20 protein-coding genes are annotated in these 25868 nt (G+C 72.9%); 14 read left to right on the forward strand and 6 right to left on the reverse strand.

The features are described from left to right. Window positions 1-345: 345 nt before the first annotated feature. The 5 genes from AB0B57_RS08390 to AB0B57_RS08410 all read right to left on the reverse strand — a co-directional run bounded on the left by AB0B57_RS08390 (window position 346) and on the right by AB0B57_RS08410 (window position 7324). Window positions 346-531: a DUF6104 family protein gene (locus AB0B57_RS08390; RefSeq protein WP_030490374.1), complete on the reverse strand. Its 186-nt coding sequence runs from the start codon at window positions 529-531 to the stop codon at window positions 346-348. A gap of 174 nt (window positions 532-705) precedes the next feature. Next, complete coding sequence (locus AB0B57_RS08395; RefSeq protein ID WP_357066723.1) at window positions 706-4512, reverse strand: multifunctional oxoglutarate decarboxylase/oxoglutarate dehydrogenase thiamine pyrophosphate-binding subunit/dihydrolipoyllysine-residue succinyltransferase subunit; 3807 nt, start codon at window positions 4510-4512, stop codon at window positions 706-708. A 276-nt stretch (window positions 4513-4788) separates the two neighbouring features. After that, complete coding sequence (locus AB0B57_RS08400) at window positions 4789-5601, reverse strand: ABC transporter permease (RefSeq protein ID WP_357066725.1); 813 nt, start codon at window positions 5599-5601, stop codon at window positions 4789-4791. Continuing rightward, window positions 5598-6533, reverse strand: a complete 936-nt coding sequence (locus AB0B57_RS08405; protein WP_357066727.1) for an ATP-binding cassette domain-containing protein — start codon at window positions 6531-6533, stop codon at window positions 5598-5600. Before AB0B57_RS08405 ends, AB0B57_RS08400 begins: the two co-directional genes overlap by 4 nt. A gap of 143 nt (window positions 6534-6676) precedes the next feature. Beyond that, window positions 6677-7324, reverse strand: a complete 648-nt coding sequence (locus tag AB0B57_RS08410; protein WP_357066729.1) for a hypothetical protein — start codon at window positions 7322-7324, stop codon at window positions 6677-6679. A 150-nt stretch (window positions 7325-7474) separates the two neighbouring features. Here AB0B57_RS08410 and AB0B57_RS08415 point away from each other — a divergent pair, with 150 nt between their 5' ends. The 9 genes from AB0B57_RS08415 (at window position 7475) to AB0B57_RS08455 (ending at window position 17065) form a co-directional block, all read left to right on the forward strand. Next, the gene (locus AB0B57_RS08415; protein WP_357066731.1) at window positions 7475-8239 is read left to right on the forward strand and encodes a GNAT family N-acyltransferase; all 765 of its coding nucleotides are present in this window, start codon (window positions 7475-7477) and stop codon (window positions 8237-8239) included. Continuing rightward, window positions 8236-9180 carry a lysophospholipid acyltransferase family protein gene (locus AB0B57_RS08420; protein WP_357066733.1) on the forward strand — a complete coding sequence of 315 codons (945 nt, stop codon included), beginning with the start codon at window positions 8236-8238 and terminating at the stop codon, window positions 9178-9180. Before AB0B57_RS08415 ends, AB0B57_RS08420 begins: the two co-directional genes overlap by 4 nt. A 258-nt stretch (window positions 9181-9438) precedes the next feature. Beyond that, entirely contained in the window at window positions 9439-10263 is an 825-nt protein-coding gene (locus AB0B57_RS08425; protein ID WP_357066735.1) for a DUF4097 family beta strand repeat-containing protein, read from the forward strand. Then, window positions 10260-10871, forward strand: coding sequence for a PadR family transcriptional regulator (locus tag AB0B57_RS08430; RefSeq protein WP_357066737.1), 612 nt, complete (start codon window positions 10260-10262; stop codon window positions 10869-10871). The genes AB0B57_RS08425 and AB0B57_RS08430 overlap by 4 nt, the downstream gene beginning before the upstream one ends. A gap of 85 nt (window positions 10872-10956) precedes the next feature. Continuing rightward, a complete protein-coding gene (locus tag AB0B57_RS08435) occupies window positions 10957-11658 on the forward strand; it encodes a response regulator transcription factor (protein ID WP_357066739.1) in 702 nt (233 codons plus the stop codon). Then, the gene (locus tag AB0B57_RS08440; protein WP_357066741.1) at window positions 11655-13199 is read left to right on the forward strand and encodes a HAMP domain-containing sensor histidine kinase; all 1545 of its coding nucleotides are present in this window, start codon (window positions 11655-11657) and stop codon (window positions 13197-13199) included. The genes AB0B57_RS08435 and AB0B57_RS08440 overlap by 4 nt, the downstream gene beginning before the upstream one ends. A 62-nt stretch (window positions 13200-13261) precedes the next feature. Beyond that, window positions 13262-14995 (forward strand): trypsin-like peptidase domain-containing protein, encoded by a 1734-nt coding sequence (locus AB0B57_RS08445; protein WP_357066743.1) that lies wholly within the window; start codon window positions 13262-13264, stop codon window positions 14993-14995. A 182-nt stretch (window positions 14996-15177) separates the two neighbouring features. Then, window positions 15178-15849: a BON domain-containing protein gene (locus AB0B57_RS08450; protein ID WP_357066745.1), complete on the forward strand. Its 672-nt coding sequence runs from the start codon at window positions 15178-15180 to the stop codon at window positions 15847-15849. 160 nt (window positions 15850-16009) lie between these two features. Then, window positions 16010-17065, forward strand: a complete 1056-nt coding sequence (locus AB0B57_RS08455; protein ID WP_357066748.1) for a glycosyltransferase family 4 protein — start codon at window positions 16010-16012, stop codon at window positions 17063-17065. A 27-nt stretch (window positions 17066-17092) separates the two neighbouring features. Here the strand turns inward: AB0B57_RS08455 and AB0B57_RS08460 are convergent, their stop codons facing one another. Next, window positions 17093-18685 (reverse strand): serine/threonine-protein kinase, encoded by a 1593-nt coding sequence (locus tag AB0B57_RS08460; protein ID WP_357066750.1) that lies wholly within the window; start codon window positions 18683-18685, stop codon window positions 17093-17095. A 165-nt stretch (window positions 18686-18850) separates the two neighbouring features. On the opposite strand from AB0B57_RS08460, the gene AB0B57_RS08465 reads away from it, so the two are divergent. From AB0B57_RS08465 to AB0B57_RS08485, 5 genes are all read left to right on the forward strand, one after another. Beyond that, entirely contained in the window at window positions 18851-19684 is an 834-nt protein-coding gene (locus AB0B57_RS08465) for a patatin-like phospholipase family protein (protein WP_357066752.1), read from the forward strand. After that, window positions 19684-20700 (forward strand): 1-acyl-sn-glycerol-3-phosphate acyltransferase, encoded by a 1017-nt coding sequence (locus AB0B57_RS08470; protein WP_357066754.1) that lies wholly within the window; start codon window positions 19684-19686, stop codon window positions 20698-20700. Before AB0B57_RS08465 ends, AB0B57_RS08470 begins: the two co-directional genes overlap by 1 nt. 9 nt (window positions 20701-20709) lie before the next feature. Next, a complete protein-coding gene (gene cutA, locus AB0B57_RS08475; protein WP_357066756.1) occupies window positions 20710-21030 on the forward strand; it encodes a divalent-cation tolerance protein CutA in 321 nt (106 codons plus the stop codon). A gap of 48 nt (window positions 21031-21078) precedes the next feature. Beyond that, window positions 21079-24618, forward strand: a complete 3540-nt coding sequence (locus AB0B57_RS08480; RefSeq protein WP_357066758.1) for a hypothetical protein — start codon at window positions 21079-21081, stop codon at window positions 24616-24618. 138 nt (window positions 24619-24756) lie between these two features. Next, the gene (locus AB0B57_RS08485; protein ID WP_357066760.1) at window positions 24757-25806 is read left to right on the forward strand and encodes an acyl-CoA desaturase; all 1050 of its coding nucleotides are present in this window, start codon (window positions 24757-24759) and stop codon (window positions 25804-25806) included. Window positions 25807-25868: the final 62 nt, after the last annotated feature.

Raw genomic sequence — 25868 nt, forward strand, 5'->3', positions numbered from 1 at the left:
CCCACCCAGCCTGCCCCGCCCGCCCCCACCCCGCCCGCCCTCGGCCGACCCACCCACCCCCGCCCCCGGCCGGCCTGTTCCCGGTGATCATGGGGTTATTGCCCGACACGCCGACGACACGCGCGGATAACCTCATGATCACCGCTGACGGGGCGGCGGGGCGGCGGGGCGGCCGGCCCTCTCCCCGCCCGCCCTCGGTGATCATGAGGTTGTTGCTCGACACGCCGACGACACGCGCGGCTAACCTCATGATCAACGCGGACGGGGCGGGGTAACGCGGACGGGGCGGGGCAACGCGGACGGGGCGGGGTGGGGCGGGGCGGGGTGGGGCGGGGCGGGAGGGGGTTAGGCGTCTTCGTCGTCTGGGTCGTCTAGGCGGGCCAGGTAGGTGGCCAGGCGTTCGATGGGGGTTTCGAAGTCGGGGTTGAGGTCCACGAAGTCGCGTAGGCGTTCACCCAGCCACTCCAGGGTCACCTGCTCTTCGCCCCGGCGCTCGACGAGCTCCTCGATGCCACGGTCGGTGAAGTACATGGGTACGTCCTCGTGCTCGGCCCGGGTCGGACCGGGCGGGTTCGGTTGGTGGGTGCGTGGATGGTCGACTGGTCAACAGGTAGGCCAGCGCGGGGTGGACCGGGCGGGACCGACGCGAGCCGGGGCAGGACCGCTGTGAAACGGCCCTGCCCCGGCTCGCGTGGTGCGGTCAGGTCACGGGCGGGGGAGAGCCGCCTCGATCAGTGCGTTCTGCTCGACCTCGTGGGTCTTGGCCGAGCCGACCGCCGGGGCGGCCGCGGCCGGGCGGGAGATCCGCCGCAGCCGGACGTCCGTGAGGTGCTCCAGCAGGTTGAGCGCGACGAACGACCAGGCGCCCTGGTTGGCCGGCTCCTCCTGCACCCAGGCGAAGTCCTCCGCGTTCGGGAACTGCGCGAGGGCGGCCCGGATCTCTTCCACCGGCAGCGGGTACAGCTGCTCGATGCGGAGGATCGCGGTGTCGGTGACGCCGCGATCCTGCCGGGCCTGGAACAGGTCGTAGTAGACCTTGCCGGAGCAGAGCAGCACCCGCTTCACCGCCTCCGGTGCCGGGGCGGCCGGGTCGCGCAGCACCGGCTGGAAGGTGCCGGTGGTGAAGTCCTCCACCGAGGAGACGCAGAGCTTGTGCCGCAGCAGCGACTTCGGTGTGAACACCACGAGCGGCTTGCGCTTGGGCGACAGGGCCTGGCGGCGCAGCAGGTGGAAGTAGTTCGCCGGGGTCGTCGGGATGGACACCCGCATGTTGTCCTCGGCGCACATCTGTAGGAACCGCTCCGGCCGGCCGGAGGTGTGGTCCGGGCCCTGGCCCTCGTGGCCGTGCGGCAGCAGCAGGGTGATGGCGGAGCGCTGGCCCCACTTCACCTCGCCGGAGGAGATGAACTCGTCGATCACCGACTGGGCGCCGTTGACGAAGTCGCCGAACTGGGCTTCCCAGGCGACGAGGGCATTGATGTTCTCCACCGAGTAGCCGTACTCGAAGCCCATCGCCGCGTACTCGCTGAGCAGCGAGTCGTGCACGAAGAACCGGGAGCGTTCGCCGTCGCCGGTGAGCGACTTCAGCGGCAGGTAGTCCTCGCCGGTGCGGGAGTCGACCACCGAGGCGTGCCGCTGGACGAAGGTGCCGCGCCGCGAGTCCTGCCCGGCCAGCCGGACGGTGACCCCGTCGTGCAGCAGCGCCCCGAGCGCGATGATCTCGCCGAAGCCCCAGTCGATGTTGCCCTCGGTGGACATCTTGGCCCGCCGGTCCAGCAGTTGCTGGATCCGCTTGTGCGGGGTGAAGCCCTCCGGGAGGTTGATGTGCGCCTCGCCGATGGCCTTGACCACTGACGCGTCGGTGGCGGTGTCGACCTGCGGCTCCGGCTCCTCCTCGCGGCGCGGCCGGTTGAGCTGCCGTGGCGCCGAGGCGGCGTCCCGGGTGGCCTTGAAGACCTTCTCCAGCTGCGCCTGGTAGTCGCGCAGCAGCTCCTCCGCGTCCTCCACGGTGATGTCGCCGCGACCGATCAGCTCCTCGGTGTAGAGCTTGCGCACCGAGCGCTTCGAATCAATGATCTTGTACATCTGGGGGTTGGACATCGACGGGTCGTCGCCCTCGTTGTGCCCGCGCCGGCGGTAGCAGACCATGTCGATCACGACGTCCTTGTTGAACGTCTGCCGGTACTCGAAGGCCAACCGGGCCACCCGGACCACAGCCTCCGGGTCGTCGCCGTTCACGTGGAAGATCGGCGCCTGGATCATCCGGGCCACGTCGGTGCTGTAGAGGCTGGACCGGCTGTACTCCGGGGCGGTGGTGAAGCCGACCTGGTTGTTGACCACCACGTGCACGGTGCCGCCGGTGCGGTAGCCGCGCAACTGCGACAGGTTGAGCGTCTCGGCGACCACGCCCTGCCCGGCGAACGCGGCGTCACCGTGCACCGCCAGCGGCAGCACGGTGTAACCCTCCAGCTTGAGGTCGATCCGGTCCTGCTTGGCCCGGACGATGCCCTCCAGCACCGGGTCGACGGCCTCCAGGTGCGACGGGTTGGCCACCACCGACACCTTGACCGCGTGCTCGCCGTCGGGGGTGGTGAACTTGCCGTTCTGGCCGAGGTGGTATTTCACGTCGCCGGAGCCCTGCGTCGAGCGCGGGTCCAGGTGACCCTCGAACTCCGAGAAGATCTTCTCGTACGGCTTGCCGACGATGTTGGCCAGCACGTTGAGCCGACCCCGGTGCGCCATGCCGATGACGACCTCGTCCAAGCCGTTCTCGGCGGACGACTCCAACACCTCACCGAGCAGCGGGATCAGCGACTCGCCGCCCTCCAGCGAGAAGCGCTTCTGGCCCACGTACTTGGTCTGCAGGAAGGTCTCGAACGCCTCGGCGGCGTTGAGCCGGTTGAGCACGTGCTTCTGCTCGTCGGCGGACGGCTTCTCGTACTTGCGCTCGATCCGTTCCTGGATCCAGCGCCGCTCCTCCGGGTCCTGGATGTGCATGTACTCGATGCCGACCCGGCGGCAGTAGGAGTCTCGCAGCACGCCCAGGATCGAGCGCAGCTTCATCCGCTGCCGGCCGGCGAAGCCGTTGACCGGGAACTCGCGGTCGAGGTCCCACAGGGTGAGCCCGTGCTGGAGGACGTCCAGGTCGGGGTGCTTGCGGATCTTGAATTCCAGCGGGTCGGTGTCGGCCATCAGGTGACCGCGCACCCGGTACGCGTGGATCAGCTCGTGCACCCGGGCGGTCTTGTTGATCTGACCCTCGGAGTTGACCGCCACGTCGCGCATCCACCGCACCGGCTCGTACGGGATGCGCAGCGAGGTGAAGATCTGGTCGTAGAAGCCGTGCTCGCCGAGGATCAGCTCGTGCATCACCTTGAGGAACTCGCCGGACTGCGCGCCCTGGATGATCCGGTGGTCGTACGTGCTGGTCAGCGTGATGATCTTGCTGACGGCCAGCTCGGCCAGGGTGGCCTCGGACATGCCCTGGTAGGGAGCCGGGTATTCCATCGCGCCCACGCCGATGATCGCGCTCTGCCCCTGCATCAGGCGCGGCATCGAGTGCACGGTGCCGATGCCGCCCGGGTTGGTCAGCGAGATCGTGGTGCCGGAGTAGTCGTCCATGGTCAGCTCGTTGCGCCGCGCCCGCCGGACCACGTCCTCGTACGCCTGCCAGAACTGCCGGAAGTCCATCTGCTCGCAGCCCTTGATGGAGGGGACCACCAGGTTGCGGGTGCCGTCCGGCTTGGCCAGGTCGATCGCGATGCCGAGGTTGACGTGCGCCGGGCGGATCATCGCCGGCTTGCCGTTGGCCTCGGCGAAGGAGTTGTTCATCTCGGGGTGCTGGGCCAGCGCCCGGACCAGCGCGTAGCCGACCAGGTGGGTGAAACTGACCTTGCCACCGCGCCCCCGGGCGAGGTGGTTGTTGATCACGATGCGGTTGTCGACGAGCAGCTTGGCCGGGACCGCGCGCACGCTTGTCGCGGTGGGCACGCTCAGCGAGGCGTCCATGTTCTGGACGATCTTCGCCGCGACGCCCCGCAACGGCGTGGTCTGCGGGCCGTCGGCGCTGGGCGCGGCGGCCGGCTTGGTCGGGGCGGCCTTCGCCGGGGCGGCCTTGGGCGCGGCCGGCGCGGCGGCGGGCTTGGCCGGTGCCGACTGTGCGGCGGCGGGCTTGGCCGGTGCCGGCTGCGCGGCGGACGGCTGCGCTGCGGACGGCTGTGCGGCGCTCGGCTTGCTCGCGGTCGCCGGCGGCGTGGCGCTCGGCTGGCTGACCGTGGCGGCTGCCTCCGGCTGCCCGTCCGGCTCGGGAGCGGCGGCCGGCTTTTCCGACGACTCGGCCCCGCTTGGCGTGGCCGCGCCGGGCGCCGGCCGGTAGTCGGCGAAGAAGTCGTGCCAGGCCGAATCGACGCTCGATGGGTCGGCGAGGTACCGCTGGTACATCTCCTCGACGATCCACTCATTCGGGCCGAAACCCGCCAGTGGGTTCTCCTGCGAAGTCTGCTGGGTCGACACGGCCGGTAATCGCCTCTTTCACGCGGGTTTGTGTGGCACGCGGTGTGTCCCTCGTGCCCGATTAGGAGCACGGACTGGACGGCTCCCAGGCTACGCCGTACCGATCCCGCAGGCATTTCAGCCTCGGTCCCGTGGCCGGATTCACAGAAGATGCCAGAAGTTCAGCAACCGCTGCGCGGCTGGTGAGGGACTGGTAACGCATGGTCGCCCGCGAGGGCGGGGCACCGACCCCGGAGCGGCGGGACTGTCGCCGCCGTCCCGGGGTCGGGACCGCCGTCAGGCGATGTCGCGCCGTCGGGTGATCAGGACGCCGACGACCCCGGTGACCAGGGCGTAGCCGACCAGCACCAGCGCGCCGACCCACCAGGACGGGGTGAACTCCGAGGTGCCCTCCGTGATCATGACCTGGGACGCCACCGCCGGCCAGACCACCTGCCACTTGAGCACCGCCTGGCTGTCCAGCAGGTTCGACAGGAGCAGGAACAGCAGACCCACCACCTGCGTGCCGATCAGGTAGAGCACCGCCGCCGTGATCACCGCTCCGAGCTGGTTGGTGATCAGCGTGCCGATGCCCACCCCGAGGATCGTCCAGATGGCGTACGCGAGCAGGTTGAACAGCAGCGCCCGCTGCACCGGCCACTCACCGAGCTGGGTGCCGTAGTCGTTCAGGGACAGGAAGATCGAGCCGGCGGCCAGGTCGATGAGCGTCGTCGCCAACCAGAACATGAAGCCGAGCAGGCTGGCGGCGATGAGCTTGCCGACGATGACCGACGTACGCCGGGGAGTCGTCAGGAACGTCGTCGTCGCGGTCTGGTGGAAGAACTCGTTGGTGACCATCAGGATGCCGATGAGCATCACGAACATCAGCCCGAGGTACTGGCCCGAGGTGTAGAGGTTCGCCGCCTGCGCCGGCGCGGTCGCCTGCTCGGCGCTGACGCCGATGTTCTCGGCGTCGCCACCGAGCGCCGTGACGAGCAACCACGCGTTGATCGCGAACGCCAGGGCGATCGAGAGGAACGCGCCGAGGGCCAGCCACCACCAGGTGCTGGTGGTACGGATCTTGAGCAGTTCGGCTCGGACCAGGTTCATCGGATGCCCGCCTTTCCGGCCGTCAGCTCCAGGAAGACCCGTTCCAGGTCGGGTCGTTCGGTGGTCAGTTCGTGCAGCTCGACCCCGGTGGCCAGGGCGGCCCGGCCGATCGTCGGGGCGTCCACCCCGCCGACCAGCAGCACGCCCTGCTCGTCGGTCTCGATGGTCGCCGACTGCGCCTTCAGGGCCGCGACCAGCGCCTCGGCCTGCGGCGTGCGCACCCGCACCCGGGCGCTCTGCGCCATCGAGCCGAGGACCTGCTCGACAGGTCCCTGCCGGACCAACTGCCCAGCCGCGATGATCACCACGTCGTCGGCGAGCAACTGCATCTCCGACAGCAGGTGGCTGGAGACCAGCACGGTGCGGCCCTCGACGGCGAGGTTCTTGAGGAACCCGCGCATCCACCGGATGCCCTCCGGGTCGAGCCCGTTGGCGGGCTCGTCGAGGATCAGCACGCGGGGGTCACCGAGCATCGCGGCGGCGATGCCGAGCCGCTGCTTCATGCCCAGCGAGTAGCCCTTGAACTTGCGCTTCGCCGCCGGGGTCAACCCGACCAGGGCCAGCGCCTCGTCGGCTCGCTGCCGGGGCAGCCCGGCCGCCGCGCAGATGACCCGCAGGTGGTTGATGCCGGTGCGGCCCTTGTGCGCGCTGGAGGCTTCCAGCACCGCGCCGACGTGCCGCAGCGGGTCCGACAGGTCGGTGTACCGGTGGCCGCTGATGGTGGCCGTGCCGGCAGTCGGCGTGACCAGGTTCAGCAGCATGCGCAGGGTGGTGGTCTTGCCAGCGCCGTTCGGGCCGAGGAAGCCGGTCACCCGCCCCGGTGCCACGGTGAAGGACAGGTTGTTCACCGCCCGCACGTTCTTGTACTGCTTCGTCAGACCGGACACCACGATCTGACCGTCGCTGGTGGGGCTTCGCTGCCCGTCAGTCATCGTTCTCCTCCCGTGTACGGCGTCGAGGTACGCCGTGGCACAGCGTGACGGCCCGGGGCAACAAGGTCAATCAGGCGCGGTCCGTATGTTCGCCTCCGTCGCAGGGCGGAGGCGAGTCCACCCTGCGGACGACGGGCCGGGGCTCAGCGGGCGATCCAGGTCGCCCGGGCCGCGCCGAGCAGCGCACCGTCCGGGCCGTACAGACTGGTGTGCACGAGCGCCTTGCGCCCGTCGACGCCGAGCAGCGCCCCGGTCACCACGCAGTCGTCGCCGGGGTTCGGCAGCGCCGTGACCACGGCGGCGATCCGACCCAGCAGGTACGGGCGGCCCGGCGCGAGCACCGTCCAGCCGCCGGGGCAGTCCAACGCCGCCCAGACCGTGGCCGCGCCGACCTGCGCGGGCGCCCGGAACGGCGCGGCGGTCCGCCCGTCCGGCAGCCGACCGGGAAAGATCCGCAACCCGTCGGTCCGCTGCGGCCCGCAGACATAACAACCCGGAAACGGATGCTCGACCAGGCCGGGATAGCGGGTCGCCGCGGCCACCGCGGTGTCCAGGTCGACCGGGGGTACGACGGCGTCGACCACCCCGGCGGGGCGCACCTCGGCCACCAGCTCGCCGGCCGGGTCCCGGACCTCGTCGCCGACCAGGGTCAACTCGGTCTCCAGCGGCGGTGGCCGGCGCAGCGTCACCTCGACCGGGCCGGTGCCACCCGCCTGGGCGGCGAACACTCCCGCGCTCCAGCCGCCGTTGCCCGAGCCGGCGGGCCCGTTGTAGCGGGACTCGATGCGCATCGTCGACCTCCGGTGGGGCACGTCGGCGTCGTCGCCGGTTCGTCGCGCAGCCTCGCACGACCACCTGCGGGGCGCATCTGCCGGCCGGCGTTCATCCTGCCGACACCGGTGGTCCCCGTGAATGGCAACCCGGGCACCTACACAGATCCCATGGCCGTTCTGCATGCCGCTGGCGCACCCTTGACGACCAGCGGATACACCCTGCTGATCGCCGACGACCCCACCCAGGTCGCGGCCGCGCAACGCCTGCGCCACGAGGTGTTCGCCACCGAACTCGGCGCCACCCTCCTCCCCGGCGCGGCCGGGCTGGACGTGGACCCCTTCGACGCGTACTGCGACCACCTGATCGTCCGCGAGGACAGCACCGGCGAGGTGGTCGGCACGTACCGGCTGCTGCCGCCGGGGCGCACCGACCGGCGGTACGCCGAGGACGAGTTCGACCTCGGTGCGCTCGATCCGCTCCGTGACGACCTCGTCGAGGCGGGTCGGTCCTGTGTGCACCCGGACCACCGCTCCGGCGCGGTGATCAACCTGATGTGGGCCGGCATCACCCGGTACCTGCACCTGCGGGGCTCCCGGTGGCTCGGCGGCTGCGCCTCGGTGCCGGTGGACGACGGCGGACGGACGGTCGCCGGCGTGTGGGCCCAGGCACAGGCCCGGCACCTGTCACCGCCGCCGCTGCGGGTCCGACCGCTGCGACCCTGGTTCGCCAACCCGGCCGCCGCCTCCGCCGATCCGGCCGGGCGCGTCGCGGTACCGCCGCTGCTGCGTGGCTACCTCCGGCTCGGCGCGTGGATCTGCGGCGAGCCGTCGTACGACCCCGACTTCGGGTGCGCGGACTTCTACGTGCTCTTCTGCCTGGACCGGATGAATCCGCGTTACCTGCGGCACTTCCTCGGTGGGGCAGAGCGGTGACCGCCGTACCGCACGACCTGTGGCGGCCCTCGTCGGGTTGCGGCGACGGCTGTCTGCCGACGGACGGCGAGGTGCCCACGGTGCCGGTGGCCCGTCGGGTGCTCCGGCTGGTCGCCGTGACCGGCATGCTGCTGGCCGGTGTCGGCCTGGTGGTGCTGCTGCCCGTGCTGCCGACCCAGGAACGGCAGGCGGCGGTACGCGGTTGGGCCCGGGCCACCGCGGGTGCCTTCGGCGTCCGGCTGGTGATCCGGGGCCGGCTGCCCCGACGACGGGCGCTGCTGGTCGCCAACCACGTCTCGTGGCTGGACGTCATCGCGATGTTGGCGGTAGCGCCCACCCGGATGGTCGCGAAGCGGGAGATCCGTTCCTGGCCGGTGGTCGGCCTCCTGGCCGCGGCGGCGGGGACCGTCTTCGTGGACCGCTCCCGGCCGCGGGCGCTGCCGAGCATGGTCGGCCGGGTCGCCGACACGTTGCGCGCCGGCCGGTCGGTGGCGGTCTTTCCGGAGGGTACGACCTGGTGTGCCGGTGAGGGTGCCGCCGACTGCCGCCCCGGCGGCGGTTTCCGGCCCGCGACGTTCCAGGCGGCCATCGACACGGGCAGCCCGGTGGTGCCGCTGCGGCTCGCCTACCGCTGCGCGGCCACCGGTACGACCACCACGGCCGCCGCCTTCCTCGGTGCGGACACGCTGCTGCGATCGGTGGCCCGGGTGGTCGCGGTGCGGGAACTTGTGGTGTCGGTGACGATCACCGCAGCTCTGCACCCGGCCCGTGCCGCCGACCGGCGGTTGCTGGCCCGAGCCGCCGAGTCGGCCGTACACCTGTTGCCTGCGGCGGCCGTGGTGCCGCGGGCCCGGCTGCGTCCACTGCCCACGGCGACCCCGGCCGTCGCTGCGCCCACGGCGACGCCGCTCGTCGGTGGCGGGCTGGACCTGGCGGCCTGAGGGGGAGTGTCGGCGGCGCGCTTATTCACTCCGACCTGAACCCGGCCAACCTCGAACAGGCTGGCGGCGGGTGGGCCCGGTACCGGCTGATGCCTGTGAGTCATCAAGATGACTCACAGGCATCACGCTCGCGGAGGCATACCCGGCCGTCGGCCGGATGCCACCAACTCGCGACCTGTCTTGTGCTGTCGCGATGTATCGCGTTACTGTCTGCTCGTCGGGCGCGCGTCGGCGCGCCGCCGAGAGGGAGGACGCGCCATGGCCGGATGGACTGTCGAGAGCCCGCGGCGGCTCACCCTGGACGGGCCGGTCACCCGCCTGGACGTCCGCCTGGTGAGCGGACGGCTCAACGTGGTCGCCGCCGACGGCCCCGCCCGGGTCGACGTCACCCAGGTCGGCCGTCGGCCGGTCCTGATCGAGCACTCCAACGGACGGCTCAGCATCCGCCAGGAACGCGGCCGGAACTGGTCGGACGTCCTGCGGTGGTTCCGCATGATCCACCGCTATCCGAAGGTGGACGTCTCCGTCGCCGTCCCTGCCGACACCCTCGCCGACCTTGGCCTGGTCGCGGGCTCGCTTGTCGCCTCCGGCCTGCGCCAGCAGACCACGGTCCAGGTCACCGCCGGCCAGATCACCCTCATGGGTCTACGGGGCACCACCAGCGCGCACATCACCTCCGGCCCGGTGGAGGCGCTCGGCGTCCGCGGTGACCTCACCCTGGAGACGGTCTCCGGCGAGGTGATCATCGCCGACAGCGCCGCCGACCGGGTGCGGGCGCAGACCGTCTCCGGCGCCATCACCTGTGACCTGGACAATCCCCGGCGCAGCGAGATCCGGCTGACCACCGTCACGGGCAGCATCACCGTCCGGGTCCGCGAGGACAGCGACCTCGCCGTCGAACTGCAGACCGCCGCCGGGCGGATCACCAGCGGCTTTCCGCAGGTACGCACCTCGCCGTTCCCGCCGTCCAGCGGCGCGGGTGTGCTCGGCGCCGGCGACGGTAAGCTCTGGGCTTCCACGACCTCGGGGAGCATCGCCCTGCTCGCCCGAGCTGTCGACCACGACGGGGAGGAGCTGCCGTGACCGCCGTGTTCAGCCACGGGCGGCTCCGGCTCTACCTGCTCAAGTTGCTCGACGACGGCCCCAAGCACGGCTACGAGCTGATTCGCCTGCTGGAGGACCGTTTCCTCGGGCTCTACGCGCCCAGCGCCGGCACCATCTACCCCCGCCTGCAACGGCTCGAGGTCGAGGGGCTGGTCAGCCACACCGCTGCCGGTGGCCGCAAGACGTACGACATCACCGACGCCGGTCGTGCGGAGCTGCGCCAGCGGGCCGGTGAGTTGGCCGCGCTCGAAGCGGACATCGCGGCCTCGGTGGCCGACCTCTCCAGCCTGGCCGGCGAGATCCGCAGCGAGGTACGCGGCTCGGCTCGCGACCTCAAGCGGGAGCTGAGCGAGGCCACCCGGCAGACCCGGCGCACCCGGTGGGACACACCGGCACCGCCGCCCCGGCCGGCGTCGACCGCCGGACCACGAGCCGAGCTGCTCGACGAGCTCGACCAGCGGCTCACCGCGTTCAGTGCCGAGGTGGGCCGACTGATGCGCGCCCGGCAGTTCACCGACACCCAGCTGCGCACCGCGATCCGGCTGCTCGACGGCGCCCTGGACGGCCTGCGCCGCCTCCTGCGCTGAGCACGATCGCCGCACGGTCGCGACTCACAGGGTTTTTCCAGGAAGTGTCCAGCGCAGGCGCAGTGAGGTCACCGATGATGGGCGCATGCCCGCTACCCAGACCGAGGCGCGACTCCTCGTCGTCGAGGACGACCCCAACATCCTCGAACTGCTCTCCGCGAGCCTGCGGTTCGCGGGCTTCGACGTGGCCACCGCGACGAGTGGGAGCGCGGCGCTCCACGCCGCCAAGGACCACCGGCCCGACCTGGTGGTGCTCGACGTCATGCTGCCGGACCTGGACGGCTTCGAGGTCATCCGCATGCTGCGCGAGGGCGGCACGCGTACCCCGGTGGTCTTCCTGACCGCTCGGGACGCCACCGACGACAAGATCCGTGGGTTGACCCTGGGTGGCGACGACTACGTCACCAAGCCGTTCAGCCTGGAGGAGTTGACCGCCCGGATCCGGGCCGTGCTGCGTCGCACCACGACCGGTGGGCAGGCCCCGTCCCGGCTCACCTTCGCCGACCTGGAGTTGGACGAGGAGACCCACGAGGTGCACCGGGCCGGCCAGCGCGTGCAGCTCTCGCCGACCGAGTTCAAGCTCCTGCGCTACCTGATGCTCAACGCCAACCGGGTGCTGTCCAAGGCGCAGATCCTCGACCACGTCTGGAACTACGACTTCCGTGGTGACGACAACATCGTCGAGTCCTACATCTCCTACCTGCGGCGCAAGGTCGACACCACCCAGCCCCGGTTGATCCACACGCTGCGTGGCGTCGGGTACGTGCTGCGCAAGCCGGCGGCGTGAACACGGTCCAGCAGGCGAAGGGACGGCTGCGGGGCGTACCGCTGCGGGTCAAGCTGGTGACCGCGGTGCTGTTGCTGGTCGCCGCCGCGCTGCTGGTGATCAGTTCGCTGACCACTGTCTTCCTGCGCAGCTACCTGGTCACCCAGGTCGACACCGAGTTGAGTGGCTCGGCGCGCACCGTCGAGATCGCGGCCGCGCAGCAGGGGCGGGTGGGCGTTCCGACCGACTACCTGGTAGTGGTCGCCGACCCGACTGGCGTCCGGGTCACCGTCTACGACGACAAGCGTTTCGCCACGGCCGACCTGCCACCCTGGCCGACGGACGCCGCCGGCTTCGAGAAGCTGGAGGGCGAACCCTTCACCGTCCGGGCGCGGGACAGCAAGGTGCGCTGGCGGATGCTCTACACCGAGCTACCCACCGGCGAGCTCGCGGCCATCGGTCAGCACCTCACCGACGTCGACCTGGCCGTCAAGCGGCTGGTCTGGATCGACCTGCTGGTCGGTGGGGCGGTGCTGATCATGCTGGCCTCGGTGGGCGCGGCGATCGTCCGGACCAGCCTCAAACCGCTTGTGGAGATCGAACGAACCGCCGCCGCCATCGCCGGTGGCGACCTCACCCAGCGGGTGCCCGACCCGGAGCAGGGGCAGGGGCATCCGACCTCGGAGCTCGGCCGGCTCTCCCGTGCGCTGAACGCGATGCTCACCCAGATCGAGGCCGCGTTCACCGCCAGGGCCGCCTCGGAGATGTCCGCCCGCTCGGCGGAGAGCGCCGCCCGGGACGCCGCCTACGCCGCCCAGGCGTCCGAGGCGCGGGCAATCCGCTCGGAGGAGCGGATGCGGCAGTTCGTCGCGGACGCCTCGCACGAGCTGCGGACCCCGCTGACCACCATCCGCGGCTTCGCCGAGCTGTACCGGCAGGGCGCGGCCCGGGAGCCGGAGCAGACCGCCGGCCTGCTGCGCCGCATCGAGGACGAGGCGTCCCGGATGGGGCTGCTCGTCGAGGACCTGCTGCTGCTGGCCCGGCTGGACCGGGAACGGCCGCTCTCGCTGACTCCGGTGGAGTTGCCGGTGCTCGCCTCCGACGCGGTGCAGGCCGCTCGGGTGATGGCCCCGGATCGTCGGATCGAGTTGGAGATCGAGCCCGGGTCGGGTCCGCTCGTCGTCTCCGCTGACGACGCGCGGTTGCGTCAGGTGATCGGCAACCTGGTCACCAACGCGCTGACCCACACCCCGCCGGACGCCGAAATCCGCGTGCGGTTGCGGGCCGAGCCGGGGAGCCGCGCCGTCGTGGAGGTGGCCGACACCGGCCCCGGCCTCTCGCCGGAGCAGGCCGAACGGGTCTTCGAGCGGTTCTACCGGGCCGACGCGGCGCGTACGCGGCGCGCCGACGGCAACACCGGCACGGGCCTTGGCCTGGCCATCGTGGCGGCGCTTGTCGCCGCGCACCACGGCTCGGTCGAGGTGGCCGAGACGCCCGGTGGTGGAGCCACCTTCCGGGTCCGGCTGCCGCTGCTGCCACAGGCAGAGGAAGCGGGCGAGTGACTTTCAGCCAACTTCCAGGACGGTTCCAGGTTGATTGCAGTGCCCAGGGAGAAGGTAGAGGCATGACCGAGTACGAGTCCGACCCGCAGCGCCGGCCGGCCCCCACCGACGCCGAGCCGTCGCACCCCACCGCCGAGCTGCCGCGCGACGAGCGCGCGCAGTCCGACTCCCCGACCACTCCCATGTCGTTCGTCTCGACCACCGGTGACGCGCAGGCCACCGGTGACGCGGCGACCACCCGTGACGCGCAGGCCACCGGTGACCCGGCGAGCAGCCGTGACACGGAGACCACCGCCGCCACGCCGGCCGTCGACGGCACCGAAGCCGCGCCCGCCGCCTACGCCGGGCAGCCGGCCAGCACGCCGCCGGCGACCGGGTACGAGTCGCCGGCCGCCACGCCCGCCGCGCAGCCCACCGGGTACGAGCCGCCGGCCGCCACGCCCTCCGCGCCGCCGTACCCGGTCTCCGGCTACCCGGCACCAGGTCAGCCCGGCTACCCGCAGCCGAATGCCGGCCGGTACCCCGGCGCTCCCTGGTACCCGGGCCAGCAGTCCGGCTGGGCCGGCGGGGGGCAGCCGGGCATGGCGTACCCGCCGCACCAGCAACACGCTCAGCATCCCGGCCAGCACCCGCAGCACCCCGGTCAGCACGCTCAGCACCCCGGCCAGCACCCGCAGCAGCCCGGTCAGCCGATTCCGCCGTGGGGCCCGCAGGTCGCGCCGCCCGGCAGCGGCCCCCGGCCGGGCCGGATCGCCAAGTTCGCCGGCGCCGGCGTCGCGGTGTTCGCGCTGATGCTCGGCTCCGGCGTCGCCGGCGGTGCCCTCGCCCTCGCCCTCGACGGTGACAGCGGCGGCACCACCCGCACCTACACGGCGGCACCGGTGCTCAACAGCGCCGACCTGCCGAAGATCGCCGCGTCCGTGCAGGACAGCGTCGTCTCCATCACCACCGGCAGCGGCGAGGGCTCCGGGGTGGTGCTCACCAACGACGGCTACGTGCTGACCAACAACCACGTGGTCGCCTCCGCCGGCGGTGACACCGTCCAGGTGGTCTTCGCCGACGGCACGAAGGCGCCGGCGAAGATCATTGGCACCGACCCGAAGACCGACCTGGCCGTGGTCAAGGCCGACGGGGTCACCGACCTCAAGCCGGCCAAGTTCGGCGACAGCGACGCCATGCAGGTCGGCGACCAGGTGCTCGCCCTGGGCAGCCCGCTCGGCCTGCAGGGTTCGGTGACCTCGGGCATCCTCAGCGCCCGGGACCGCACCATCCGGGCCGGCGACGGCCAGCAGCAGGACCCGAGCCAGCAGAGCCAGCCGGTCAGCTCGATCTCCGGTCTGCTCCAGACCGACGCGCCGATCAACCCGGGCAACTCCGGCGGTGCGCTCGTCAACACCCGGGGTGAGGTGATCGGCGTCAACACCGCCATCGCCACCTCCGGGCAGAGCACCGGCAACATCGGCGTCGGGTTCGCCATCCCCAGCAACAAGGCCAAGGACGTCGCGGGCAAGCTTCAGCGCCGCGAGAAGGTCAGCCACCCCTCCCTCGGGGTGGGCGTCAACCAGGCCGAGGGCGGCGGCGCGCTCGTCGCGTCGGTCACCCCGGGCAGCCCGGCCGAGAAGGCCGGCCTCCAGCAGGGCGACGTCGTCACCAAGTTCGGTGACAAGCCGGTCAACGACTCGGACGACCTGGTGGGCGCGGTGCAGGCCGGCAAGGTCGGCGACCGGGTCGAGGTGCAGTACAAGCGAAACGGCGCCGAGAAGTCGGCAACCGTGACGCTCGCCGAGACGTCCTAACAGATATCCACACCTGCTTCCTCCCTCCGGCGGCGGGTGGCGGGGCCGAGGGGGTCGGCTCCGTCACCCGCCGCTTTTTCCGCCCGGACGGCGGTTCACCCGGATCGGGTGAACCGCCGTCACCCGTTCACCCGGCAGGTTTCGGTGCGGAGTGTGCGCAACCGAGACCGGGGGTGGGTGCCATGACCGAGGTGGTGGGTGTCCGCGACGACCAGCGGATCCAACGCGACGTCCTCGCGGAGCTGGCCTGGGACCCCCGGCTGCGGCCGAACGAGATCGGCGTGAGCGTCGACCAGGGGGTGGTCACCCTGACCGGCTTCGTGGACGGCGCCGCCCGCGCCTGGGCCGCGACCCGGTGCGCGCAGCGGGTTCGCGGCGTACGGGCGGTGGCCGACACGATCGAGGTGCGGCTGCCCGGCACGCCGGGGCGGACCGACGCCGAGATCGCCATCGCCGCCTCCCGGGCGCTGGAGTGGGACAGCTCCGTGCCGGCCGAACGCCTGGACGTCACAGTCGCCAACGGCTGGTTGATGCTGCGCGGTGCTGTCGAGTTCGGCTGGCAGCGCCGCGCCGCCGAGGGCGAGGTGCGCCGGCTCGTCGGCGTCCGGGGGATCACCAACCTGATCGAGGTACGACCGGCGGCCCCACCGGTCGCCGAACGCCTGCGTCGGGACGTCCAGCGGGCGTTGGCCCGCACGATCGGTGCCGATCGGGTGACCGTCGAGGTGGACGGCGACGCGCTGGTCCTCGCCGGGGTGGTCCGGTCCTGGTGGGAACGCGACCAGGTCGAGCGGGTCGCCTGGTGCGCGCCGGGCGTGCGGGTGGTGCACGACCAACTCCTGGTCGGCGGGTGAGCGTCCGCTTGTCCGGTTTACCCCGGACGCCACCGGGAACCCGCCGCCGACCTCACCCGCCGGCCGGCGGGTGACGCCGCACGGGGAGCAACGGGGAGGACTCGTGGCCGTGAACCATCCGCCTGCGGGCCGCCCTCCGGAGCGGTCTCTGCGTGTCGCGATGGTGGTTCCGCCCTGGTTGTCCGTGCCGCCGCCCGGTTACGGCGGCCTGGAACAGGTCGTCGCCGCACTTGTGGACGAGTTGAGCAGGCACGGGCACGCGGTGACCCTGTTCGGCGCCGGCAGTCACCACGGCACCGCCGCCGACGGCTTCGTCTCGACGGTGCCCGAGGTCCAGTACGAGCGGCTCGGCGAGTCACTGCCCGAGCTGGCCCACCTGGCCCGGGCGAACCGGCTGATCACGGCGGCCGACTTCGATGTGATCCACGACCACACCACGATCGGCCCGCTGCTCGCCGGTCGCCGGGCCGTACCGACGGTTGCGACAGTGCACGGCAACCCCGTGGGGGAGTACGGCGACGTGCTCAGCGACATCGACGCCGGTGTGGCCCTGGTGGCGATCTCACACGCCCAGCGCCTGCTGAACCCCGGTCTGCCGTGGGCTGGCACGGTGCACAACGCGCTGGACGCCCACGGCCTGCCGCGCAAGACCGAGCCCGGCCGCGGGCCGGTGCTGTGGCTGGCCCGGTTCAGCCCGGACAAGGGTCCGGACATCGCCATCCAGGCGTGCCGGGAGGCCGGGTTGCCCCTGTTGCTCGCCGGCAAGTGCAACGAGCCGGCCGAGCGCCGGTACTACGAGCAGGTCGTCGAGCCGCTTGTCGACGAGAACGTGACAGTCGTGCTCAACGCCGACCGCGCCGAGACGCTGCGGATGCTCGTCGACGCCCGTTGCCTGATCATGCCGATCCAGTGGGACGAGCCGTTCGGCATGGTGATGCTGGAGGCGATGGCGACCGGGACACCTGTGGTCGCGCTCAACCGGGGCGCGGTGCCGGAGCTGGTCCAGCCCGGGGTGACCGGGCTGGTCTGTGCGAGCCCGGAGGAGCTACCCGCGGCCCTGCGCGCGGCCCAGCGGCTCGACCCGGCCGACTGCGCGGCGCACGTGGCCCGGAACTTCTCGGTCGAGCGGATGGCGGACGGCTACGCGGAGATCTACCGACGCTTCGCCACCGGCGGGCACGACGTGCGCGAGTCGGCCCGGGTCTCGGCCCGCTGACCGGTCCGCCGCGACACCGTCGCCTGGTCAGACCCGGACCATACCCAGCTCGGCGATGGCGGCGTCGAGTTGGCTCGCGTACGCCGGACTGATGCCACCCTCGCCGAGGCGGACCGCGACCTTCTGGCGCAGCCGGGCCACCGGTGGTGCCAACTCGTCGCGGCCGGAGCTGACCCGGGCGGTCAGGTTGCGGAGTTCGTTGCGCAGGTCGAGGCCAACGTCGTCGCGGATCTCCCCGGCGCTCAGCCCCGCGGAGATCAGCTCGTCGACCCGGTTGGCGGCCTGGACGAGGGTGCCCGGACCCGAGGTGGGTGACGTGGTCCGCGGCCCCGCTGGCGGTGCCGTCGTCGGCGCGGACGGCGCGGTGGTCGCCGGGGTGGGCGCCGGAGTCGTCACCGGGCCGGCCGAGGGCTGCGCTCGCCGCGTGGGCTGCTGGTCGGGCAGCAGGGCCACCCCGATCAGCGCCGCCGCGACCGCCAGGACCACGGGCACGAGCAGCAGCGCCAGCCGCCGTCGCGACCATCTCGACCCGCCCGGGGTCCCTCCGCCCGGGGTCCCTCCGCCCGGGGTCCCTCCGCTCGGGGTCCCTCCGCCCGTCGTCCCTCCGCCTGGGGTCGCGCCGCCCGGGGACCATCCGTTCGGGGTCGCTCCGTCTGGCGCCCATCCGTTCGGGGTCGCTCCGCCTGGGGCCCATGCGTTCGGGGTCCCTTCGGCCGGCGGGACGGTGACTGGCTGCGGTGGCAGGGGCTGGGTGGGCATCCGAACGGTCGTGGGTGACGGGTCGGCCGGCGCCAACTGGTCGCGTAGCACGGTGGCGACCTGACGGGCGGTCGGCCGGTCGGCCGGGTTGCGGGCGAGGCTACGCAGGCAGATCCGGGCCACCGCCGGGGGCAGCTCCGGCAACTCGGCGAGCGTCGGCGCCGGACCGTTGGCCAGCGCGGCGCTGAGCTGCTCCCAGGTCTCCGCCGGATAGGGGACCCGGCCGGTGAGGGCCTCGTGCAGCAGGACGCCGAGCGAGTACACGTCGGTGGACGGCTGTGCCGGCGCGCCGTCGAGTCGTTCCGGTGCGACGTACGCCGGCGTTCCGAAGGTGCCGCCGTCCTCGTCGTCGTCGGGTGTGCCGATCCGGGTGGCGATGCCGAAGTCGAGCACCTTGACCCCCGACCCGGTCATCATCACGTTGGCCGGGGTGATGTCCCGGTGCACGATGCCGAGTCGGTGCGCGGCGGCCAGCGCGTCCGCGACCTGGGCGGCCACCTGGACCGCCTCGGCCCACGGCAACGGCCCCTCGGTGAGTCGCAGCTCCAACTCCTCGCCGCTGAGCAGCTCCATCACCACGAACGAGGTGATCGAGCCGTCCGGGGCGACCGTCTCGCCGTAGTCGTGCACCGAGGTGACGTGGGGGTGCACCAACTGGGCGGCGGCTCGGGCCTCCTCGCGCACCATGTCCCGGAAGCGGGCGTCGGCGGCCAACGAGGGGGCGAGCACCTTGAGCGCGACGACCCGGTCCAGCACCTCGTCGCGGGCACGCCAGATCACGGACATGCCGCCGGCGCCGATCTGGTCGAGAAGCCGGTATCTGCGGGCCAGCAATCGGCCCGCATGCAGTGCTGCCTTCACCGATCGCACCTGCCTCAGGGGTGGGAGCGGTATCAGGTTGCGCGAATGCGTCCTGCCTGTCAACGCCGTTGCCGCCTCCGGTCGACGGACGGTGCCTGGCGTGCGCCGACCGTCCAACGACGGCGGCTGGCCGGTCGGCTGCGGGTCCGTGCCAGGATGAGAGACATGGCGGGGGGACCGGTGGCGTTCGTGCTCGGCGGCGGGGGAGTGCTGGGCGCGGTCGAGGTGGGCATGCTGCGCGCGCTGTTCCGCGCCGGCATCCAGCCCGACATGGTGCTCGGCACCTCGATCGGCGCGGTGAACGGCGCGCTTGTCGCCGCCGACCCGTCGGAGGCGGTGACCGACCGGCTGGTTCGGCTCTGGGCCTCGCCGGAGGCGAGCGAGGTGTACGGCGACTCGGTCGCCCGGCAGTTGCGCCGCTTCGCCGCCCGCACCCACCTGCACTCGCCTCGGCCGCTGCGCCGCCTGCTGGAGACCGAGTTGGGGGTGGACACCACCTTCGCCGATCTGCGGGTGCCGTTCCGCTGCTGCGCCGCGCACATCGAGCGGGCCGCCGAGCACTGGTTCGACACTGGTCCGGTGGTGCCGGCGGTGATGGCGTCGGCCTCGGTACCGGGCCTGCTCCCACCCATGGAGATCAACGGCGCGCACTACGTGGACGGCGGCATCGTCAACTCCATCCCGATCGGCGAGGCGGTGGCCGTCGGCGCCCGCCGGATCTACGTCCTGCAGGTGGGTCGGATCGAACGGGAGCTGACGCCGCCCCGGCGGCCGTGGGAGATCGCGCAGGTCGCGTTCGAGATCTCCCGTCGGCACCGTTTCTTCCGCGAGATGGCCGCGCTGCCCGAGGGGGTGGAGGTGCACGTCCTGCCCACCGGGGGGCTAAACCCACGAGACGACACCCCGTGGGCGTACCGGGACATGGCGGCGGTGGGTCGGCGGATCAGCCGGGCGTACACCGCCTCCCGGCGTTACCTCGCCACCCACCTGGAGCGGTGATGCCGCTGCCTCCCAGGTGGCTTCGCCGGTTGCTGATCGCTCCCGCCGTGGTGGTGCTTGCCTTCGTCGTAGTTACCACGTTGCCGGTCTGGGCGCTCCTCGCCGCAGCCGCGTCGCCGCTGGTCCCGGGTCGGTTGCGCCCGTTGCGGCTGCTCTGGATCGGCTGCGTCTACCTGGTCTGGAACGCCGCCGCGCTGCTCGCGCTCTTCGTGCTCTGGGTCGTCTCCGGCTTCGGCTGGCGGGTCCGGTCCCCGGCCTTCCAGCGTGCCCACTACGTGCTGGCGGGCTGGTTCCTGCGGGTGCTGTTCTGGCAGGCGCGGTGGACCCTGCGGTTGAGCATCGACGTGGTCGGCACCGATCCGGACACGGCGCTGCCCGGCCGGCCCGAGCTGGTGCTCTGCCGGCACGCCGGGCCGGGCGACTCGTTCATCCTGATCCACGGCCTGGTCAACTGGTTCAAGCGGGAGCCACGGATCGTCCTCAAGGACAGCCTCCAGTGGGACCCGGCGATCGACGTGCTGCTCAACCGGCTGCCCAACCGTTTCATCGCGCCGACGCCGGAGCGCGGCGAGGAGACGGTACGCCAGGTCGGGCACCTGGCCACGGGCCTGGACGACAACGACGCGTTCGTCATCTTTCCCGAGGGCGGCAACTTCACCCCCAAGCGGCGGCTGCGCGCCATTGCCCGGCTGCGTTCCCTCGGGCTGGAACGGATGGCCCTGCGCGCCGAGCGGATGCGCCACGTGCTCGCCCCGCAGCCCGGCGGGATGCTCGCCGCACTGGACGCCGCCCCGGACGCGGGGGTCATCTTCGTCGCCCACACCGGCCTGGACCGGATGCTCACCGTCGCCGACGTGTGGCGGGAGTTGCCGATGGACAAGCGGATCGTGATGCGGTTCTGGTCGGTGCCGCCGGAGGACGTGCCGACCGGCCGGCAGCAACGCATCGACTGGCTGTTCGACTGGTGGGCCCAGATCGACACGTGGATCGCGTCTCATCGGGACAATGCCGCGTAGGGTGCGGGCGTGGATCAGATCTGCGTGGTGACGACTGTGGTGGACGCGCGTTCGGTTGCCGACGTGCTGGCGGCCGCGGCCGTTGCGGGCCGGCTCGCCGCCTGTGCACAGGTGGGTGGTCAGGTGGACAGCACCTACTGGTGGCGGTCGGGGGTGGAGACCAGCTCCGAGTGGTCGGTGCAGTTCAAGACCGCACCTGATCGGCTGGCCGCGTTGGTGGACCAGATCCGGGTCAGCCATCCGTACGAGGTGCCGGAGATCCTGGTGTCCAGGGTGGACAGTGGTGACCCCGCGTACGCCACCTGGGTATTCGAGCACACCCGGCCCTGAGTACGCGGACTCTGGGCCGAGCCCTGGCCCGCTTCGGATGATGACCGGGTGGATGACACCCGCTATCCCTGCCCGGCCTGTGGTGCCCCGGCCGATCTGAGCACCGGCTGCACCGGCTGCCGGCGTGCGCCCGATCCGATCGCCGCCGAGGTGGTGCGGCTGGGCCGGGAGGTCGCCCAGTTGGAGCCGGAGGTGGAGCGGGCCCGCCGCGCGTACACCGAGTTGGCCGGGCGCCTGTCGGCCACGTCACGGCGGCGGGCCGAGCTGGCGGCTGTCGTCCGCGCCGGGTTGGCTGCCTCCGTGGTGACGCGCCCGGCGTCCCCCGTCGGGCCGGCGGCGTCCGCTGGGCCGGCGGCGTCCGCTGGGCCGGCGGCGTCCGCTGGGCCGGCCGGCACGGCGGATTCGGCACCGGGTGCGGCGGAGACCTCCACCCGGACCGTCCAGGGTGTGCTCTTCGTCCTCGGTGGACTGTTGCTGGGCACGGCCGCGGTGGTGTTCACCGCCGTTGCCTGGGCGGCGGTGGGTGTCGCCGGGCGGGCGTCGATCCTGGCCGCGGTCACCGCGCTTCTGCTGGGCGTACCGCCGCTGGTGGTCCGTCGGGGGTTGCGCGGCACGGCGGAGACGTTCGCCGCGGTCGGGTTGCTGCTGGTGGTGCTGGACGGTTACGCGGCCTGGTCGGTGGACCTGGCCGGGGTGGCCGGCTGGCCGGGCAGCCGGTACGCCGCGCTGGTCGGGGGGGCCAGCGCGGCGGTCGCCGTGGCGTACGGCCGGTGGAGCGGGTTGACCGGGCCCTGGTTCGCCGCGCTGGTGACCGCCCAGCCGGTGGTGCCGCTGCTCGCCGTCGGGGCCGAGCCGGACGCGGCCGGATGGGCGCTGGTCCTGCTCGCCGTGGCGCTGCTGGACCTGGCCGTGCTGGTGGCGCTGCGTGGCCGGGCGGGCGTGGCACCGCTCGTCGGCCGGGTGGTGGCGGCGGTCGGTCACGTCGCCGGCCTGGTGGGTGCCGCCAGTTGTGCCCTGGTGCCGCTGCTGGCCGGGCGGGCGGCGGGTTCGCCGTTGCTGGCCGGGGTGCCGCTGTTGCTGGTCGCGCTGACCGGGTTCGGTGCGGCCCGGTTGGTCGGCGGACGGGCGTTGCGGGCGGTGGCGGGCGGGTTGCTGGTGCCGGTGCTCGCCGCCGCCCTGCTGCGACCGGTGGCCGAGCTGCGGCCGTCCCTGCTGCTGGTCGCGGCGGCGACTGTCGCACTCGTGCTGGCCGGGGCGGTGCGGCTGCTGCCGGGCCCGGCCGGGGCGGAGCTGCCGGTGCGGGAGTCGGCCGGGGCAAAGCGTTCCGCCGAGGTCGGGTCGGGGGTGCGCGGTGCCGGCGGTTGGCGTACCGGCCCGCGTGCCGGTGCGCTGCTGGTCGCGGCCGCAACGGCCCAGGTGGCCGCCCTGATCACCGCCGTGCTCGCGGTCGCCGCCGTGGGCCGCTCGCAGCCGCCGTGGCGTGGGGCCGGGGCGGGACCGGACCTGGACTGGGGCTGGCAGTTGGCACCCGCCGTGGCGTTGGCGCTCGGCGCGACGGTGCTGCTGCCCCGGAAGGTGCGGGCGGTGCTCGCCACGGCCGGCGCGGTGGCGGTGCTGCTCGCCCTGCCCGCCGGCTGGGCGGCCCCCTGGCCGGCGGTGGTGGCCGTCGACCTGGTCGGCGGGGTCGGGCTGCTGGGCGCCGTGCTGGCGCGTCCGGCGACCCGACCCGCCGCGCTGCTCACCCGCGCGCTCGGTGGTGTTGTCCTGCTCGGGCACGGGCTGCTGGTCGCCTTGGCCGCCCCGACCGGTGCCCTGGTGGCGCTCGGCTGCATCGTCGGGGTCGGGCTGGCCCTGGCCGTACGACGGGGTGCCGGGCCGTACCGTCCGGTGGCCGGCGTGGGGCTGCTGGTCGCGCAGCTCGCGCTGCCCGGGGTCGTCGCGGTGGCGCTGTTCGCCGCGGGTGCGCCACCCTGGTGGCAGGCGCGGCTCGCGCTGGCCGCCGCCGGGCTGCCGCTGGTCGCGGTGCTCGCGGCGCGTCGCCACCGGATCGAGCTGACCGGGTACGCGGTGGTCGGCGCCGTGGTCGCGGTGACCGTGCCCGGACTCACGCCGCTGGTCGTGGCGGGCAACGAACCCCTCCCGCTGTACGCCGCACTGGCGGCGCTCGGCGTCGCGCTCGTCGCCCGGTGGGAGCGGCCGGCGGCCGGCGACCAGGAACCGGCCCGGCGGGCCGTGCTGCTGGCGGCGGGGGGCCTGCTGGCGGCGATCGCGGTCCTGGCGGCCCTGCCGACGGTGTGGGGCGCGCTCGTGTCGCCGTACGGCTCGGTGCGGGTGTGGTCGGGGGTGCCCACGCTCGTCGCCGACCCGATGGCGCTTGCGCGCGGGTTGGCGCTGGCCGTGCTGGCGCTGGCCGTCGTGTTGGCCGGTCGGGGGGTTCGCGCCCGAGGGCTGCCCGCGCTGCCGTCCGTCGCGGCGGCCCTGCCCGCGCTGCCGTTTGTCGCGGCGGCCCTGCCGGTGCTGCTCGTCGCGATCGGCACGCCGTGGCCGGTGTTGCCGGCGGTTGTCCTGCTCACCGGGTTGGCCGCGCTGCTGTTCGCCGCTCTGGCGGTGCGCCCGGCGTTCGCACCGATCGCCGTGCCGGTGGGTGCGGTGCTGACCACCTCCGGTGTGGCGGGGCTGCTGGCCACCCGGGCGGGGACGCTCGCCGCGGAGGGAGTGCTGCTGGTGGCGGCGGTTGTCGTCGCCGTCGGGGCGCGCGTGGTCGAGGTGCGGGTGGCGGGTTACCTGGCCGGGGTGGGCGCGGCGTCCGCGCTGGCGGTGACCGCCCCGCTCGCCGGTGGGCAGCCACTGCGGGCGGCGGCGTACCCGCTGTTGGCGGTGGCCGCCCTGGTGCTGGCCGTCGCCGCGGTGGCCTCGCCGCGAGACCGGGTCGGGCGGGTACTGGACGCCGCCGCGCAGGCGGTGGCGCTGGTGGCGGCCGTGCTGGCGGTCGAGGTGGCGCGGCACCTCGCTACCGTCTGCGTGCTCTGGGGAGCTGCCGTCGCGCTGCGGCTGCTGCGCCGGGGTGAGCCGGCCGGCCGGCGGTGGGCGTTCGCCGGCATCGCCGCCGGCAGCGAGTTGCTCGGAGCATGGGTCCTGCTGGCCGCCGGCGGCGTGACGGTGCTGGAGGCGTACACCCTGCCGGCCTCGGCGCTCGCCCTCGGCGCGGGCCTGCTGGCGCTGCGCACCCGCCCCGGGCTGACCAGCTGGCCGGCCCTCGGCCCGGGGCTGGTCGCGGCGCTGCTGCCGAGCCTCGTGTCGGTGCTGGCCGGGTCGGACCCGCAGCCGTGGCGGCGACTGCTCCTCGGCGCGGCGGCCCTGGGCGCGGTGCTGGCCGGCGCGACCCGCCGATGGCAGGCGCCGGTGCTGCTCGGCGGTGGGGTGCTGGCGCTGTTGGCGCTGCACGAGGTGGCCCGCGGTTGGGACCTGCTGCCCCGGTGGATCTACCTCGGGGCGGGCGGGCTGGCGCTGGTCGGGCTCGCCGCGACCTACGAGCGGCGGCGGCGTGACCTGGCCCGGTTGCGGGCCACGGTGGCCCGGCTGGGCTGAGCCGCAACACGATCGGGGGTAGTGCCCGCCCTACCCCCGATTCGGGGGTTGCCAGGGTTATTCAACGCTCCCGTTGACCGGAGACTGACAGTAGGCCCGAACCACCCCGGTTTGGGCACAAGCGGATCGGGAGCAGTAATGGCGCTCGGAGCGGTGGCGGAACCGCCGGTACGACGGCGAGGCAGTGACTACGCACAGTTGTCCCGACGGATCAGCCAGGCGGGCCTGCTCGAGCGGCGCCCGGGCTGGTACGTCACCCGCATCACGCTCACCCTCGGCGCCTTCGTGGCCGGCTGGATCGGCGTGTTCCTGCTCGGCGACTCCTGGTGGCAGCTGCCGCTCGCGGCGGTGATGGCGGTGGCCACCACCCAGGTCGCGTTCCTCGGGCACGACGCCGGTCACCGGCAGATGTTCCGACGCCGTGGCGCCAGCGAGCTGGTGGGGCTGTTCGCCGGCAACGTGGCGGTGGGGATCAGCTACGGCTGGTGGGTCGACAAGCACAACCGGCACCACGCCAACCCGAACCACGAGGACGAGGACCCGGACGTCGGCGCGGGTGCCCTGGTGTGGACGCCCGAGCAGGCGCTGGAGACGCGGGGGTTCGGCCGTTGGATGGCTCAGCGGCAGGCGTACTTCTTCTTCCCGATGCTCCTGCTGGAGGGTCTGAACCTGCACGTGGCGAGCATCCGGGCGATCGTCGGCCGGGAGGACGGCAAGTACACCGTCCCGATGCGGCACCGGGCGGTCGAGGCCGCGCTGCTCGTCGCGCACACCGTCGGCTACGTGGCGCTGCTGTTGGCGGTCATGTCGCCGGTCAAGGCGCTGCTCTTCGCCGTCGTGCACCAGGCGCTCTGGGGCCTCTACATGGGCTGCGCGTTCGCGCCGAACCACAAGGGCATGCCGATGCCGACCGCCGAGGACGAGCTGGACTTCCTGCGTAAGCAGGTGCTGACCTCCCGCAACGTGCGCGGCAGCCGACTGGTGGACACCACGCTGGGCGGGCTCAACTACCAGATCGAGCACCACCTCTTCCCGAACATGCCCCGGGCCAACCTGCGCCGGGCCCAGCCGATCGTGCGTGCCTACTGTGTCGAGCAGGGCATCCCGTACGCCGAGACCGGGCTGATCGAGTCGTACCGGCAGGCGCTCGGTCACCTGCACGAGGTGGGCCGGCCGCTGCGCGGCTGAACGGCACGGCCGCTGGGCGGCTGAACGGCACGGCCGCTGCGCGGCTGTTGCGAGGACTGATC

The organism is Micromonospora sp. NPDC049101, assembly GCF_040648675.1.
Taxonomy (GTDB): Bacteria; Actinomycetota; Actinomycetes; order Mycobacteriales; family Micromonosporaceae; genus Micromonospora.